The sequence below is a fragment of the Pseudomonas sp. MT3 genome (genome assembly GCF_054720805.1).
The window spans coordinates 306180-319853 of record NZ_JBTVPY010000002.1; the positions used below are offsets into that span (position 1 = coordinate 306180).

A 13674-nucleotide genomic window follows, 5' to 3' on the forward strand; every position below is an offset into this window, starting at 1 on the left:
TGCCCTCCCCTGCACAAAGAAAGGAATCCACCGCGAGGCAAAAGCTCGGAAAAGAAAAGGCCCGCTTGCGCGGGCCTTCTTTTGAACCGTTAGAGCGGTAAGGCTCAGGCCAGTTCGTCGAAGCACTCGGCCAGGATGGCCAGGCCTTTTTCCAGCTGCGCGTCAGGGATGGTTACCGGCATCAGGAAGCGGATCACGTTGTAGTAGGTGCCGCAGGAGAGCAGGATCAGACCTTTCTCACGGGCGCGAACCACGATCTTGCTGACCAGTTCGGCAGCCGGCTTGTTGTGGTCGCCGCCTTCGAACAGCTCGATGGCAACCATCGAACCCAGGCCACGAACGTCGCCGATCACCTTGTGCTTGGCCTGGATGTCGCGCAGACCAGCCTTCAGGCGCTCGCCAACGGCTTGCGAACGCTCCAGCAGCTTCTCTTCGTCGAACACTTTCAGCACGGCCAGGGCCGCGGCGCAGGCGATCGGGCTACCGGCGTAGGTGCCGCCCAGGCCGCCGGGAGCGATGGCGTCCATGATTTCGGCCTTGCCGGAAACACCGGAGATCGGGAAACCACCACCAACGGACTTGGCGAAGGTGGTCAGGTCCGGAACGATGCCCAGTTGCTCGGTGGCGAAGAAGGTGCCGGTACGGCCAGCGCCGGTCTGTACTTCGTCAGCGATCAGCAGGATGCCGTGCTCGTCGCACAGGGCGCGCAGGCGCTGCATGAAGGACTTGGAGTTGACGTAGAAGCCACCCTCGCCCTGAACCGGCTCGATGATGATGGCGGCGATGTCGCGCGGCTGAGCGTCGTTCTTGAAGATGCGCTCGATGCTGGCGATCGACTCGTCTTCGCTCACGCCGTGCAGTTCGCACGGAGCCAGGGCGCGGAAGATGCCGCCCGGCATCAGGCCCATGCCAGCGGAGTACGGAACGACCTTGCCGGTCAGGCCCAGGGTCATCATGGTACGGCCGTGGTAGGCGCCGGTGAAGGCGATCACGCCAGCGCGGCCGGTGGCGGCACGGGCGATCTTGACGGCGTTTTCAACCGCTTCGGAGCCGGAGGTGACCAGCAGGGTCTTCTTCGGGAAGTTGCCCGGAACGCGCTTGGCGATCTCTTCGGCCAGTTCGATGTAGGGCTCGTACGCCAGCACCTGGAAGCAGGTGTGGGTCAGCTTGGTCAGTTGCTCCTGAACGGCGGCAACCACTTTCGGGTGCAGGTGGCCGGTGTTCAGTACGGCGATGCCGCCAGCGAAGTCGATGTACTCGCGACCTTCGACGTCCCACACGGTGGAGTTCTCGGCACGCTCGGCGACGACCGGGTGGATCTGGCCTACACCGCGCGGTACGGCGGCCTGACGACGTTGCAGCAGGGATTCGTTGGTTTTGCTCATAGCTTCCTCAGTGGCCGCTCATCGGGCGACCGGATCAAAGGATGAAAGCGGGGGAGAAGCCTCACACGACAGCATACGATGATCGACTGCCGTGGAACTTGCGGCCCGCCAGACGGGTTGTCCGGTGCTACCACCGGAAAACGCCGGCGCGAAGGTGGCTGTCAGCTCTTGCCTGCCACCCGCGCGCCCACGGAAAAAACGGATCAGATACCGCCGAGGCAGAGGTACTTGATCTCGAGGTAGTCCTCGATACCGTACTTCGAACCTTCGCGGCCCAGGCCCGACGCCTTGATACCACCGAACGGCGACACTTCGTTGGAGATCAGGCCGGTGTTGATGCCCACCATGCCGTACTCCAGCTGCTCGGCCACGCGGAACACGCGGGCCAGGTCACGGGCGTAGAAGTAGGAAGCCAGGCCGAACTCGGTGTCGTTGGACATGGCGATGACTTCGGCCTCGTCCTTGAAGCGGAACACCGGCGCCAGCGGGCCGAAGGTCTCGTCCTTGGACACCAGGGCGTTCTTCGGTACGTCGACCAGGATGGTCGGCTCGAAGAAGGTGCCACCCAGGGCGTGCGGCTTGCCGCCGGAGAGGACCTTGGCGCCCTTGGAGACGGCGTCGGCGATGTGCTCTTCGACCTTGGCAACCGCCTTGGAATCGATCAGCGGGCCGGTGGTGATGCCCTGCTCCAGGCCGTTGCCGATGTTCAGCTTGGCCACGGCGACCTTCAGCTTCTCGACGAAGGCGTCGTACACGCCGTCCTGTACGTACAGGCGGTTGGCGCAGACACAGGTCTGGCCGTTGTTGCGGTACTTGGAGATCAGCGCGCCTTCGACGGCGGCGTCCAGGTCAGCATCGTCGAACACGATGAACGGAGCGTTGCCGCCCAGTTCCAGGGACACTTTCTTGATGTCCTTGGCGCATTCGGCCATCAGTTGGCGACCGATCTCGGTGGAGCCGGTGAAGGTCAGCTTGCGCACGATCGGGTTGCTGGTCAGCTCACCGCCGACTTCGCCGGCGCTGCCGGTGACGACGCTGAACACGCCCTTCGGAATGCCGGCGCGCTCGGCCAGCTCGGCCAGAGCCAGGGCGGAGTACGGGGTCTGCGATGCGGGCTTGAGCACCATGGTGCAACCGGCGGCCAGGGCTGGGCCGGCTTTGCGGGTGATCATCGCGGAGGGGAAGTTCCACGGGGTGATGGCCGCGGTCACGCCGATCGGCTGCTTGATCACGATGATGCGCTTGTCGGGCTGGTGGCCCGGAATGGTGTCGCCGTAGATGCGCTTGGCTTCTTCGCCGAACCATTCGAGGAAGGAGGCGGCGTAGGCGATCTCGCCCTTGGCTTCGGCCAGCGGCTTGCCCTGCTCGATGGTCATCAGGCGAGCCAGGTCGTCCTGGTTCTCGATCATCAGGTCGAACCACTTGCGCAGCTTGTTGGCACGCTCTTTCGCGGTCAGCGCACGCCAGGCCGGCAGGGCCTTGTCGGCGGCTTCGATGGCGCGGCGGGTTTCGGCGGCGCCCATCTTCGGCACGCTGCCGATGATTTCGTTGGTGGCCGGGTTGTTCACCTTGATGGTCTGGCCGTTGTCGGCGTCGACCCAGGAACCGTCGATGTAAGCCTGTTGACGGAACAGCTTGGCATCATTGAGTTGCATGACCTGTCTCCTTTCGAGGAAAGCCTGTGGACGGCGGGTCGACCTCGAGTCCCCACCTGTCTTGTTGTCTGGAATGGAGAGACCGCAGTCCCTACCGTTCATTCACCCCGACCGACCCATGTCGGTGCCAGGGGCGAAGGTCGCCACAGCAAGGGGCGACGCCAGGCGAACGGCTCTTAGTTCGCTCGGCACGCGGACACGAAAAAACACAGACCGGGGTCATTGCCCGGTCTGGTCCAGTTCGCTCACGCACGGATTCCTGGATTGAATCCAAGAAGACGTCTGCCCTACAACCTTCCGGTACGCTGATCGACGGAAGCCGCACAGGGACCTGCTGTCAGTGAAGACAAGCGGTTGGCACAACGGAAGAATGTCATCCCGCAGGCTGTTGGCCGGCTGGTGTGATGCCAATTCTCCGGTCTCCTGTTGTTGTGATGGGGAGGCGTTTGAAATCTCAAACGAATCCTAGGGCCCTCGACTGCAAAGGGCAAGAGCTTGTTCGACAAAACCAACGAAGGTATCCGGCAGCAGAGCCTTTTAGGCATTTTTCTACCGACAGGCGGCGCTTTTCGTTCGATATCATGAACGAACGTACTGTTATTGGACGCCCAAGCCCGAGATGCGTATGATTGCCGCCTGCCGCGCCAGGCGCGGCATACGCATCCGTAGCTCAGCTGGATAGAGTACTGCCCTCCGAAGGCAGGGGTCGTGGGTTCGAATCCCGCCGGATGCGCCATCTACCTGTTTCGGGCTGTCTCCAACAGTCTACGGAACACCCTGAAAAGCCCGCCCCGTGCGGGCTTTCTTGTTTCTGGCGGTCTATCCCGGTCCATCCCCAGCATGGCTCGTCATGTATGCCGGCTTGTACGCCTGAAGAAAATTCGAACCCGCGGCGTACAAGGATGAAACGGAGCGAGATCAAGAGCTGTCCACTGACGGACACAATCCTGGCCAGCCCGGGCGCTTTCTTTTTGCCGCGATGAGCGCCGACGCGAAACGACCGCCAGTGCAGCCTTCCGACTAGATACCTACTCCTTCGCTCACATAGCGAAGGAAAGCGACAGTTCGCGCCTTATCCTTGAACAGCGCCTCGATCTTGTCGCCGTTGGAGTACTTGACGATTACCTCATACTCCCTGAACGGGCCACCCTGCGTCGATTGCTCCTGGTACTGCTGAACAAACGAGATCGCACCGGAGAGCTCCTCGAACTCATTGGAGCTTCCATGCAGCGGGACAATGACAATGTTGTCGATCTGTCGGTCCAGTGTTGCCGCGAGGTTATGGAAGAACTCGTCGATAAGCTTCTGGTTGCGCTCTACCAGGTCACGCTCCAGCGCTGAACGGCCGGCGGCATCGAGTGCCTCGTATCGCTCGATCGCGGCCTGGAATACCGCATCTGGAGTGTCCTCGTCGAACTCTGCATCGATTCCGACGCAGGCAAAGGCCGCCACGACGCTCGCATAGGGGAACAGCACGACATCGAAACCAGAAGACTCCATCTGGTTGATCGAATTCGAGGTGAAAACTCCACCCAGCACCGCACCGAGGAAAGGCTTGTCCCAGGAATACTTTTCGGCGATGGGTAGTACCGCGCCCTGGATTTCCTGGGCCTTGTTGCGGGAATGCTTGGTGTACCTGCGCCATGCCGCTTCGATGAAAGCCAGGGGACGCCCGACTTCATCATCGGTACCATTCTTTTCGATGACGAAGTCCAGGTCATGGCTGTTGCCATACTTGTCGAACCAGGAAACCTTCTTCCCCTTCCTGGCCTTGCCTCTGCTGCCTTTCTTGTCGAGGTAATACCCTCGGCTATTGCAGAACTCCTGAAGTTGCGGAGCGATGATTTCCTCCAGCAGGTCGCCAATGATCTGGCCAAAACGATGCGCAGGTGAGTTTGCCACTATCCTCTATCCCCTAATCCACAGGCGCCCTTCATGCAAGGGCACCTGATGCTTCCTGTTTTTCCACTTTACGTTTCTATCCCTGAGTTTCTCGAAGGAGTAGGACTCGAATCCAGCGGCGCGCGCGAGCTCTCCCAGCCAGACATCAGCCGGGACATACACCCCGTAAGGGGCTGAGTCGCCCACCACGAAGCACATGGTGCTTCCCGGCTTGCACACCTTGCGCAGCCCCTGGAGGACCCTGGAAAGGTCGTAGAAGTACGCCGCTACCATCGTGTGATAGGCCTTCTTGCCGCCTTTGGTGAGGCGAACCTCGGCCAGCTCATTGCACACCGCGGACAGCTCCGTGCGAATGGCATCGACGGACGCATCGCCAAGCAACTCGTCCAGCTTCAGCCGCTCGGCAGTCGAATGCTGCGAGCAGGAGCGGATGATGTGCTGCCGGACAACCACCTGCAGATCGCCCCAGGACTTGACCTCGTTCCAGAAGGTCATTTCAAGGCGCGTGGCATCCGCATAGTCGTAGTTGTTCGGGTACGGCGGCGAGGTGACGACGAGGTCTATGCTGTTCGGCTCGATCAGTTCCTGCTCTCGGCGAGAGTCGTGCTGGAACACAATCGAATCGCTGCGGACGGCCTTCCGAGAGAGTTCGGCCATATCCGCCGCCATCTCCCGAACCTTTTGCGTAAATGCAAAGAACGGCTCGAGCGTCTTGGCCTTCGTCTTGTTGGGAAGTACATACTGCCATTGCGCGGTACCCACATGACTGCAAGGACGCAATATTGCCGTAATAGCCAGCCAGAGAAGTCTTGATACTTCAACATCGAAATCTGATGAGCAGATAAAATATGCCTGTTGCAGCGCATACAACTTCTGCATGACTTCCGGGGAATAACACTTTTTCATGAGTTCCGGAATATCGCCTTCTGGAACCGGCCGGGCATTTACCGATGCCATCAGAATTCTATCGGCACATTCAAGAAGGCGCCGTGGGTCATGATCCCAGTGAATCTTCGCCTCGGCGATCCGGGCCACGAAAGGGTGGCTTTCGAACCCGTATGCCTTCGCACCGGCAGCCTCGGCCGCCAGTAGAGTTGTTCCGGAACCTGCAAAAGGATCAAGAACCGCAGCAGGGGAATATTCTTTTATAACCTGCTCGGCCCATTCAGCAGAAAAGCCGGCCGAATATCTGAACCAGCGATGCACTGGCAACTTCATATTGTCTGTAAATGTGCCCGAGCGGGCCGAGCGAGTATTCTTTTTTACGTGGCTCTGTTCCGAAGTCGGCTCAAGAAAAAGTTCGTGCTGCTGAATGTTCATCTGTGCTCCTCTGCGGCAGTTACTTTATCAAGCCACCGCTACCATTGACAGCCGCGCCAGCAGGATGGCGATGAAACGCGCCGCCGCCCGCACTGCCCTGTGCCGGCTGAAAACACGGACTTATCAACCGGCAAAACTTGCCGAAACGCCGTCCATCGTCGCCACATCGATCGACGCTCACGGACATGAAAAGGCCCGCTCGCCGCGGGCCTTCTTCGTTCCGGTGGTGCAGCCTTGCACTTCCCGCGGTGCACTCCTGGCAACTGGCGGATCCTGGTGTCGGGGTTGCCGTCGACGTCATACGATTCATCTTCGCCAGCAAAGGCTGTATAAGCCTTGCGCCATCGCGCGCGAAAAGGATGAACCGCCAATGCTTCGGCTCTCGTTGCCAGCCCTGCTCCTGGCCCTTGCCGGGTGCGCCACCAAGCCTCCGGCGAACCCCGAAAACCTCTGCGAGATCTTTCGCGAAAAACCGAAATGGCACGACGCGGCGCTGAAGATGCAGAAGCGCTGGGGGGCGCCGATCCAGGTGCCGATGGCCATGATGTACCAGGAGTCCTCCTTCCACCACGACGCCTTGCCGCCCCGCTACTACTTCCTGGGCTTCATCCCCTGGGGCCGGGTCAGTTCCGCCTACGGCTACGCCCAGGCCAAGGACGAGACGTGGGCGGACTACAAGAAGGAAGCGGGAAGCTGGGGCGCCGACCGTGACGACTTCGCCGACGCGCTGGACTTCATGGGCTGGTACATGCAGAAAACCTACAACGTCAACCGCGTTTCCAAGTGGGACGCCTACGCCCAGTACCTGAACTACCACGAAGGTTGGGGCGGTTATCGCCAGCACAGTTACGACGCCAAGCCCTGGCTGAAGAACGTGTCGCAGAAGGTCCAGGCGCGCGCCTCGCTGTACAGCGCCCAGTACAAGAGTTGCGAACAGGAGCTGTCGGACGACGGCTGGTTCTGGTAGTCCCGAAGGTTCGAGCTACCGAGCGGGGCTGCGCGACGTTGCCGTCAGCGCCCCATGATCCTGCGGTACTCGTCTCGATATTCCTCGTACGGCAGGTTGCGCTGCTGCAGTTCGAAGAGCTGCTGCTCCTGGCTTCGCGAGGGAGACGCGTGGGCGACGGTTTCCACCGCGGTCGGCGCGGCGGGCGCGGGCACGCTCCGCGGTGGCGTCACTGGCGAACCGGGCGTGGCCGGCGACGGTAGCGGGCGGGAAGGCCGGGCGACCAGCAGGGCGCCGGCGACCTCCTCAACGATCTGCTCGGATACCGCGTCAAGCTGCGACGGCCCCATCGAGGCGAACAGGTCGCCGCCTGCCTCCGCTTCGCTGTCGTAGCGGCGCGACGCGAGCAACTGGCCGGTCAGGCCGTCGTGGTAGCGCACGGTGGAGGTGACCCATTCGCCCTCGTCGGTACGCGGGCGGTTGTTGGCGCTGTGGCCGCTGCCGACCTCGATCACCACCAGGGTGGACAGGGTTTCCGTGGCGCGTGGCTCGCCGTCCTGCACCGAAAACTGATAGTCCGCCGAATCCGCTTCCTCGCGCAGCGCTTCCCGCCAACCGGTCATGAGCGCGTTCCAGCGCGGGTTGGCGGCCACCTGGGCGTCGGGCTGGAAGTTCACCACCAGGTTGTGCCGGGTATCGCGGTACAGGGAAATGGGAGCGCCGCGTTCGTCGGTACGAACGGAGGAGGAACAGCCGCCCAGCAAGGCGAGGCTCAGGACGATGGGGAAGTAGCGCATGGTGATCCCTCTTGGTGTCCGGGCATTCTGCCAGCACTTCATGACGCAGAGAATCCGTCTGGAATCAGTCCTCCAGCCAGTCGTCCCCATCGTCCAGACCCGACTGGTACTCCTCCGGCTCCTCGTCGTCCAGAGGATCGTCGAAATGCGCCGAGTCCGCTTCCAGCAGGCTGTCGAGGTCGTCGTCGAGATCGAGCAGGTGGTCGTGCTCGGGCTCGGGAAGGTCGCGGTCGTCGTCAGTCATGGCCGATCAGCAAGGCAGAAATGGAAGGTCAGTATAAGCCGCGCTGGCGAAGCATGACGTTTTCGAAGGCGCCGGCGCCGCTTTCCGGCCTTGCCGGATCGGCATCTGTCCACGATTCTCTATGAACCTCGGGCATCGCGCCGTGAGACGACGAAAGGGGTCAGGAATGAAGAATGTGGCTCAGCTGTTGAACGCCAAGGCGGACCAGCAGGTTTACACCATCGGCCCGGACGCGATGGTGATCGATGCGTTACGCCTGATGGCGGACAAGAACCTCGGCGGCTTGCCGGTGGTGGAGGGCAACCAGGTGGTCGGCTTCTTCAGCGAACGCGACTATGCCCGGCGCCTGGCGCTCAAGGGGCGCAACTCGGAGGACACGCCGGTCCGTGCGGTGATGACCGCGCCGGTGATCACCGTGGACTCCCACCTGAACATCGACACGTGCATGAGCATCATGACCGAACGCCACCTGCGCCACCTGCCGGTGGTGGAGAACGGCGAGCTGCTGGGCCTGCTGTCGATCGGCGACCTGGTGAAGGCGGCCATCGCCGAGCAGGCCGATCTGATCCGGCAACTGGAGCAATACATCCGCGGCGAGTAAGCGGACGGCGGCCGCTCAGTGCGCGACCGCCGTCTCCACCGCTCCGCTGTGCAGGTCCACCAGGCTCAAGGTGCCATCGGCGTAGCCGCTGCCGGTGTCGATGTAGTGCGTGTTGCCCAGCCGACGCACGCGGGCCTGCGCCGTGTGGCCGACATACAGGCGCTCAAGGCCGGGCACCCGCGTATCATCCTCGCCCTCGATGCGGGTGCGCGCCCACATTGCCAGTGCCGCCGCGTTACGCCGGGCGGCGTTGCCCAACTCCCCTGCCAAGGCCGCCATGCCGCTGTCCCAGTCCGGAAAGGCTGACGAGATCGGCGCTTCGGCGTGGACGATGCCCACGCGGCGACTCTCCCCGATATCCACCTCGATGGCCAGCGGCAGGTGCTGCAGGCGCCGGGCGATGTGCTCGCGCTCGTCCTGCGGCAACGCGTAGAGCCAGGCGCCGCCGTTGCGGAAGTGCAGGTCGCGGTCGTCGCCGGCCAGCACCGAGTCGATCACCAGTTGCTCATGGTTGCCGCGCACCGAGGCGAACCAGGGATGCTCCAGCCACTCCAGCACACGCGGCGAATAAGGGCCCCGGTCCACCAGGTCGCCGGCGGCGAACAGGCGGTCGGCGGCGGCGTCGAACGCCACCCGTTCCAGCAGGCGTTCGAGCAGTTCGAAATGGCCGTGCACATCCCCCACCACGAAATCGCGTCCGCGCAGGTTGCGCGCGAAGCGTTGCAGGGAGCGTTCCGGCAAGAGGGTATTCATCACCTGCTCCAGGTCTCACAGGCTTCCAGCTTACCAGTGCCATATGGCGTTCCCGAGGCCTTTCGACGAAAGCCGGATGACCTGCCGTCGCCGCTGTAACGGCCTCATGAAAGCGCCGGTGCGAGGCAGCCCCCTGCCCCGTCCCGATCCGTCCCTGCATCTGGCGTCGGCGACCTTTCTCCCCCGGCGTGCTAACCCTATAAGTGCCACCTTTCCAACGCCTAGAGGTTGCACGCCATGAACAAGATCGTCGCCATCACCGGTGGTTTCGGCTACCTGGGCAGCGTGGTCGGCCAGGCCTTCGCCGCTGCCGGCTGGCAGGTCGCGCTGCTCGACCGGGCCGTCAGTCCGCGTTATCCACAGGCCGGGGCGCTGTCCCTGGGCAGCGTCGACCTGACCGACAGCGCCGCCGCCCGCACCGCCATCGACCAGGCCGCCGAACACTTCGGCGGGCTCGATGCGCTGATCAACGTGGCCGGCGGCTTCCACTGGGAAACCCTGGCCGATGGTGACGTCGACACCTGGGACCTGATGTACCGCATCAACCTGCGCACCGCCGTGGTCTCCAGCCAGGCCGCGCTGGCACACCTGAAGGCCCGCGGGCACGGACGCATTCTCAACATCGCGGCCACCGCCGCGACCCGCGCGGCCCTGGGGATGGGCGCCTACGCGGCCGCCAAGGCCGGGGTGATGCGCCTGACCGAGGCGCTGGCCGAGGAACTCAAGGACGCGCGCATCACCGTCAATGCGCTGATGCCGAGCATCATCGACACCCCGCAGAACCGCACCGACATGCCCGATGCCGAGTTCGACCGCTGGGTGCGCCCGGAGCAGTTGGCGGCAACCCTGCTGTTCCTCGCCTCGGACAATGCGGCGGCGATCACCGGCGCCTGCATCCCGGTTACCGGGCGCGTCTGAGCCGTCGCTTGCGGCCGGGGTCGCATTGGACGACGACGGCGTCGCCCCCTATGCTCGCCAGCCGTTTCGCTGTCTGGTTGTGCCGCCATGCTCCACGTCCTGTCCGTCGTCCTGCCGATCTTCGCGCTGATCCTGGTCGGCTGGCTGTGCCGGCGCACCAACCGGCTCGGGCCGCAGGCGGCGTCGGAGATCAACAAGCTGGTGGTCTGGCTGTGCCTGCCGGCGCTGCTGTTCAAGGTCACCGCCACCTCCACCTGGGCGGAAATCTGGCAACCGGGCTTCCTCGCCGCCTTCACCGGCGGCTGCCTGCTGGTGTTCTTCGCCACCCTCGCCTGGCGGTTGCTGCAAGGCCGCGCGCTGCCGGCGGCGAGCATCGACGGGCTCAGCGCGTCCTACGCCAACACCGGGTACATGGGGATTCCACTGTGCCTGCTGGTGTTCGGCCAGGACGGCCTTGAACCGGCGCTGATCGCCTCCCTGCTGGTGGTCTGCGTGCTGTTCGCCATCGCCGTGGTGTGCATCGAGGTCGGGCTGCAGAACGAGAAGCACATTGGCCGCGCCATCGCCGTGGTGCTCAAGGCGCTGGGCAAGAACCCCCTGGTGGTGTCGCCGATCCTCGGCGGGCTCTGGGCCGCGAGCGGCATCGGCCTGCCCATGCCGCTGCTGCATTTCCTCGACATGCTCGCCGCCGCCACCACGCCCTGCGCGCTGGTGTCCCTCGGCCTGTTCCTCGCGCAGAAGCAGGAAACGCAGGGGCCACGGGTCGGCGCCTGGCCGCTGGTGGCGATCAAGCTGGTCGGCCAGCCGCTGCTCACCGGGTTCCTCGCCTACACGGTGTTCGACCTGCCGCCGCTGTGGGCGGATTCGGCGCTGCTGCTCAGCGCTCTGCCCACCGGCACCGGGCCGTTCATGCTCGCCGAGTACTACCGGCGCGAGGCGGCGGTGGTGTCGCGCAGCATCCTGGTGTCGACGCTGGGGTCGCTGGTGACGCTGTCGTTGTGCCTGCTGTGGATTGCGCGCTGAGGGGTGCTCCACCTCGGCAGCCGCCTGGACGCATCGCGGACGAAGCCCGCCCCTGCGGAGGGTTCGCTGCAGGCCCCTTCCGACAGCACAACGGATCGCGGCCCGCTGGTCGAGCCTCACTGAGGGTCCGTGAAGGTGACCTCCACATAATGCCGGGCATGGATGGCCGGAATGGGTGCAACGGGCTCGTCGAGCATCGACCCGGAGAAGCAGCGCAGGTGGTTGCTCACCATGTCGTAGCCGGAAAGATGACTGAAGACGATCCCTCCGGAGAAGCGGGGGTTGATGTCCATCAGTTGTGACGTGCCGTCCTGCACCAGAAACTCGATGTTGATGCAGCCATTGGCGTCCAGGGTCCGCGCGATCTGGCCTGCCGCATCGACCAGCAACGGGTCGTTCAGCATCCTCACGGTCAGGCCGGCGCCATTGGGGGTTCGCACCAGCTCCTGGCGGGCGATGCCCGCCCACTGCCCCGTCTCGCGCTGTCGCACGATATCCACGACGCACACGTCGCCATCGAGCAGCGGCTGCACGACGTACTCGCGATCCTTCAGCTTCTTGCGGAAGTGGCGCAGGTCCTCCCCGTCGTAGATCCGCACCAGGCCCTCGCTGTTGCGGCCGTCGCGCGGTTTGGCGAACAACGGAAAGGCCAGGTCTTCCACGGCGGGATCTTCCATCTTCCAGGTCGGGATGGGACGAATGTCCGGATTGTCCCGAAACGCCTCGAAGACGAGCCACTTGTCCCGACTGATGTACACGGTTTCGGCGGGCGCCATGCACAGCGTGATGCCGCGACTGGAGAACGCTTCCTGGTGCCGCGTGAACGCATCGACCTCGGGGTCGATGAGCGGCAGCACATGGGTGACCCGCTCGGTTTCGCAGATGTCCAGCACACGGCCGACATAGGAAAGAACGTCCCGCGCGGCGGGCACCCGGTGGAACGCGTCCAGCAAGGGCGAGCTGGCGTTCCATTCCCGGGGCAGGGAACTGACGCCCACGACCCGGGCCTGCGGGTCGCGACGGAGCGAGGTGATGACCGCTTCGGCGGAGAACGAGCCAATAGCGGTCATGAGATAGGTCGGAGCGTCACACGGGGCAGACTGTATGTTCAATCGAGAAACCCGCCAGCAAGAGACCGATAAGCCAGAGCGGCGGAATCTCCGCCACCCCGCAAGCAACGTCGCACGGACTCTACCGCCCACACCCCCGAGTGCCGCCCACCCCACGTCCACGGACTCCGTCCCATGTCATGGCGCGCGGCGGATCGCTCTTCCGCCCCACGGACACCGCTCACTATAGTTCACCCCCGTCTCGCCGCCCGGCGCCGGGGTTATAACCTTATCGCACAGGGCGGGCGTCTCTTGCTTCCCTCGGGCCGGAATGAATCGGCGCAGGACGACGCCCATGAAAAAGGCGGAGCCCTCCCTTTCGGAGACTCCGCCCGTGCGTCACGCCGGCGACATCAGGCCAGCTTCAGCAAGCCCATGCCCAGCACCAGCATCGTCAGGCCGACCCAGCCACGCCACGCCAGGCGCTGGCCGAACAGGGCCCAGCCCATCGCCACGGTGGCGAGGATGCCGAAGCCGCCCCACACCGCGTAGGCCACCGACAGCTCGATGCCGCGCACCGCCTGCGACAGCGCGGTGAAGGCGCCCAGCACACAGAGAATCGAGAAGACGCCCAGGGCGCGCTTGCGAAAGCCGTCGGAATACTTCAGCAGCAGGTTGGCGATCACTTCCAGGACAATGGCGAGGCCCAGCCAGGCCATCGGAATCAGCTCATGGTTCAGCATGTGGCAGCCTCCCTGCCGGCCTCAGGCTCGCCCTTGCGGGTACCGGACTTCACCAGCAGGATGCCGGCGATCATCACGGCCAGGCCCAGCCCCTTCTCCAGGGTCAGGTTCTCGCCCAGCCAGGCAGCGCTGACCAGGGTGATCAGCACGATGCCGATGCCTTCCCACAGGGCGTAGGCCACGCCCACCGGCACATGCTTGATGGCCAGGGCGAGGAAGTAGTACGACAGGCCAACCATGACGTACATCAGCAGCAGACCCGCAACCGGGTACAACGCATGGGTAAGTTTCATCGAGGTGGTGCCAACGACTTCGAAGCCGATGGCGGCGAACAGATA

14 protein-coding genes and 1 tRNA gene are annotated in these 13674 nt (G+C 63.7%); 5 read left to right on the forward strand and 10 right to left on the reverse strand.

Going from position 1 to position 13674, the window contains the following annotated elements; translation table 11 throughout:
- Window positions 1–104: 104 nt before the first annotated feature.
- Window positions 105–1385, reverse strand: coding sequence for a 4-aminobutyrate--2-oxoglutarate transaminase (gene gabT / locus ACYCAX_RS03260; RefSeq protein ID WP_015475018.1), 1281 nt, complete (start codon window positions 1383–1385; stop codon window positions 105–107).
- A 203-nt stretch (window positions 1386–1588) separates the two neighbouring features.
- Window positions 1589–3040 (reverse strand): NADP-dependent succinate-semialdehyde dehydrogenase, encoded by a 1452-nt coding sequence (gene gabD, locus ACYCAX_RS03265; RefSeq protein ID WP_460247414.1) that lies wholly within the window; start codon window positions 3038–3040, stop codon window positions 1589–1591.
- A 659-nt stretch (window positions 3041–3699) separates the two neighbouring features.
- Between gabD and ACYCAX_RS03270 the strand changes: the two genes are divergently transcribed.
- Window positions 3700–3776, forward strand: a tRNA-Arg gene (locus tag ACYCAX_RS03270).
- Window positions 3777–4060: 284 nt separating this feature from the next.
- Here ACYCAX_RS03270 and ACYCAX_RS03275 read toward each other — a convergent pair.
- Complete coding sequence (locus tag ACYCAX_RS03275) at window positions 4061–4942, reverse strand: hypothetical protein (RefSeq protein WP_015475016.1); 882 nt, start codon at window positions 4940–4942, stop codon at window positions 4061–4063.
- Window positions 4943–4948: 6 nt separating this feature from the next.
- Window positions 4949–6262, reverse strand: coding sequence for a DNA methyltransferase (locus ACYCAX_RS03280; RefSeq protein WP_015475015.1), 1314 nt, complete (start codon window positions 6260–6262; stop codon window positions 4949–4951).
- A 370-nt stretch (window positions 6263–6632) separates the two neighbouring features.
- Here ACYCAX_RS03280 and ACYCAX_RS03285 point away from each other — a divergent pair, with 370 nt between their 5' ends.
- Complete coding sequence (locus tag ACYCAX_RS03285; protein ID WP_015475014.1) at window positions 6633–7229, forward strand: transglycosylase SLT domain-containing protein; 597 nt, start codon at window positions 6633–6635, stop codon at window positions 7227–7229.
- Window positions 7230–7273: 44 nt separating this feature from the next.
- Here ACYCAX_RS03285 and ACYCAX_RS03290 read toward each other — a convergent pair whose 3' ends face one another.
- On the reverse strand, window positions 7274–8005 hold the full coding sequence (locus tag ACYCAX_RS03290) for a hypothetical protein (protein WP_460247415.1): 732 nt from the start codon (window positions 8003–8005) through the stop codon (window positions 7274–7276).
- Between the two features lie 64 nt (window positions 8006–8069).
- Complete coding sequence (locus ACYCAX_RS03295) at window positions 8070–8249, reverse strand: hypothetical protein (RefSeq protein ID WP_041711659.1); 180 nt, start codon at window positions 8247–8249, stop codon at window positions 8070–8072.
- A 166-nt stretch (window positions 8250–8415) separates the two neighbouring features.
- Between ACYCAX_RS03295 and ACYCAX_RS03300 the strand changes: the two genes are divergently transcribed.
- Window positions 8416–8850: a CBS domain-containing protein gene (locus ACYCAX_RS03300; RefSeq protein ID WP_460247416.1), complete on the forward strand. Its 435-nt coding sequence runs from the start codon at window positions 8416–8418 to the stop codon at window positions 8848–8850.
- A gap of 15 nt (window positions 8851–8865) precedes the next feature.
- Here ACYCAX_RS03300 and ACYCAX_RS03305 read toward each other — a convergent pair whose 3' ends face one another.
- Window positions 8866–9603: a metallophosphoesterase gene (locus tag ACYCAX_RS03305; RefSeq protein ID WP_460247417.1), complete on the reverse strand. Its 738-nt coding sequence runs from the start codon at window positions 9601–9603 to the stop codon at window positions 8866–8868.
- A 237-nt stretch (window positions 9604–9840) separates the two neighbouring features.
- Here ACYCAX_RS03305 and ACYCAX_RS03310 point away from each other — a divergent pair, with 237 nt between their 5' ends.
- Window positions 9841–10521 carry an SDR family NAD(P)-dependent oxidoreductase gene (locus ACYCAX_RS03310; RefSeq protein WP_015475010.1) on the forward strand — a complete coding sequence of 227 codons (681 nt, stop codon included), beginning with the start codon at window positions 9841–9843 and terminating at the stop codon, window positions 10519–10521.
- An 87-nt stretch (window positions 10522–10608) separates the two neighbouring features.
- On the forward strand, window positions 10609–11544 hold the full coding sequence (locus ACYCAX_RS03315) for an AEC family transporter (RefSeq protein ID WP_460247418.1): 936 nt from the start codon (window positions 10609–10611) through the stop codon (window positions 11542–11544).
- Window positions 11545–11660: 116 nt separating this feature from the next.
- On the opposite strand, the gene ACYCAX_RS03320 is transcribed toward ACYCAX_RS03315, so the two are convergent.
- The 3 genes from ACYCAX_RS03320 to ACYCAX_RS03330 all read right to left on the reverse strand — a co-directional run bounded on the left by ACYCAX_RS03320 (window position 11661) and on the right by ACYCAX_RS03330 (window position 13629).
- Window positions 11661–12614 carry an ATP-grasp domain-containing protein gene (locus tag ACYCAX_RS03320; protein ID WP_294972152.1) on the reverse strand — a complete coding sequence of 318 codons (954 nt, stop codon included), beginning with the start codon at window positions 12612–12614 and terminating at the stop codon, window positions 11661–11663.
- Between the two features lie 392 nt (window positions 12615–13006).
- Window positions 13007–13336 (reverse strand): multidrug/spermidine efflux SMR transporter subunit MdtI, encoded by a 330-nt coding sequence (mdtI, locus tag ACYCAX_RS03325; protein WP_015475007.1) that lies wholly within the window; start codon window positions 13334–13336, stop codon window positions 13007–13009.
- Entirely contained in the window at window positions 13330–13629 is a 300-nt protein-coding gene (locus ACYCAX_RS03330; RefSeq protein ID WP_442961270.1) for an SMR family transporter, read from the reverse strand. Before ACYCAX_RS03330 ends, mdtI begins: the two co-directional genes overlap by 7 nt.
- Between the last annotated feature and the right edge of the window lie 45 nt (window positions 13630–13674).

What these genes read in the sequence shown, in the direction of transcription:
- gabT (WP_015475018.1), bottom strand. Translation starts at nt 1,385, where the DNA reads ATGAGCAAAACCAACGAATCCCTGCTGCAACGTCGTCAGGCCGCCGTA.
- gabD (WP_460247414.1), bottom strand. Translation starts at nt 3,040, where the DNA reads ATGCAACTCAATGATGCCAAGCTGTTCCGTCAACAGGCTTACATCGAC.
- ACYCAX_RS03280 (WP_015475015.1), bottom strand. Translation starts at nt 6,262, where the DNA reads ATGAACATTCAGCAGCACGAACTTTTTCTTGAGCCGACTTCGGAACAG.
- ACYCAX_RS03285 (WP_015475014.1), top strand. Translation starts at nt 6,633, where the DNA reads ATGCTTCGGCTCTCGTTGCCAGCCCTGCTCCTGGCCCTTGCCGGGTGC.
- ACYCAX_RS03290 (WP_460247415.1), bottom strand. Translation starts at nt 8,005, where the DNA reads ATGCGCTACTTCCCCATCGTCCTGAGCCTCGCCTTGCTGGGCGGCTGT.
- ACYCAX_RS03295 (WP_041711659.1), bottom strand. Translation starts at nt 8,249, where the DNA reads ATGACTGACGACGACCGCGACCTTCCCGAGCCCGAGCACGACCACCTG.
- ACYCAX_RS03300 (WP_460247416.1), top strand. Translation starts at nt 8,416, where the DNA reads ATGAAGAATGTGGCTCAGCTGTTGAACGCCAAGGCGGACCAGCAGGTT.
- ACYCAX_RS03305 (WP_460247417.1), bottom strand. Translation starts at nt 9,603, where the DNA reads ATGAATACCCTCTTGCCGGAACGCTCCCTGCAACGCTTCGCGCGCAAC.
- ACYCAX_RS03310 (WP_015475010.1), top strand. Translation starts at nt 9,841, where the DNA reads ATGAACAAGATCGTCGCCATCACCGGTGGTTTCGGCTACCTGGGCAGC.
- ACYCAX_RS03315 (WP_460247418.1), top strand. Translation starts at nt 10,609, where the DNA reads ATGCTCCACGTCCTGTCCGTCGTCCTGCCGATCTTCGCGCTGATCCTG.
- ACYCAX_RS03320 (WP_294972152.1), bottom strand. Translation starts at nt 12,614, where the DNA reads ATGACCGCTATTGGCTCGTTCTCCGCCGAAGCGGTCATCACCTCGCTC.
- mdtI (WP_015475007.1), bottom strand. Translation starts at nt 13,336, where the DNA reads ATGCTGAACCATGAGCTGATTCCGATGGCCTGGCTGGGCCTCGCCATT.
- ACYCAX_RS03330 (WP_442961270.1), bottom strand. Translation starts at nt 13,629, where the DNA reads ATGAAACTTACCCATGCGTTGTACCCGGTTGCGGGTCTGCTGCTGATG.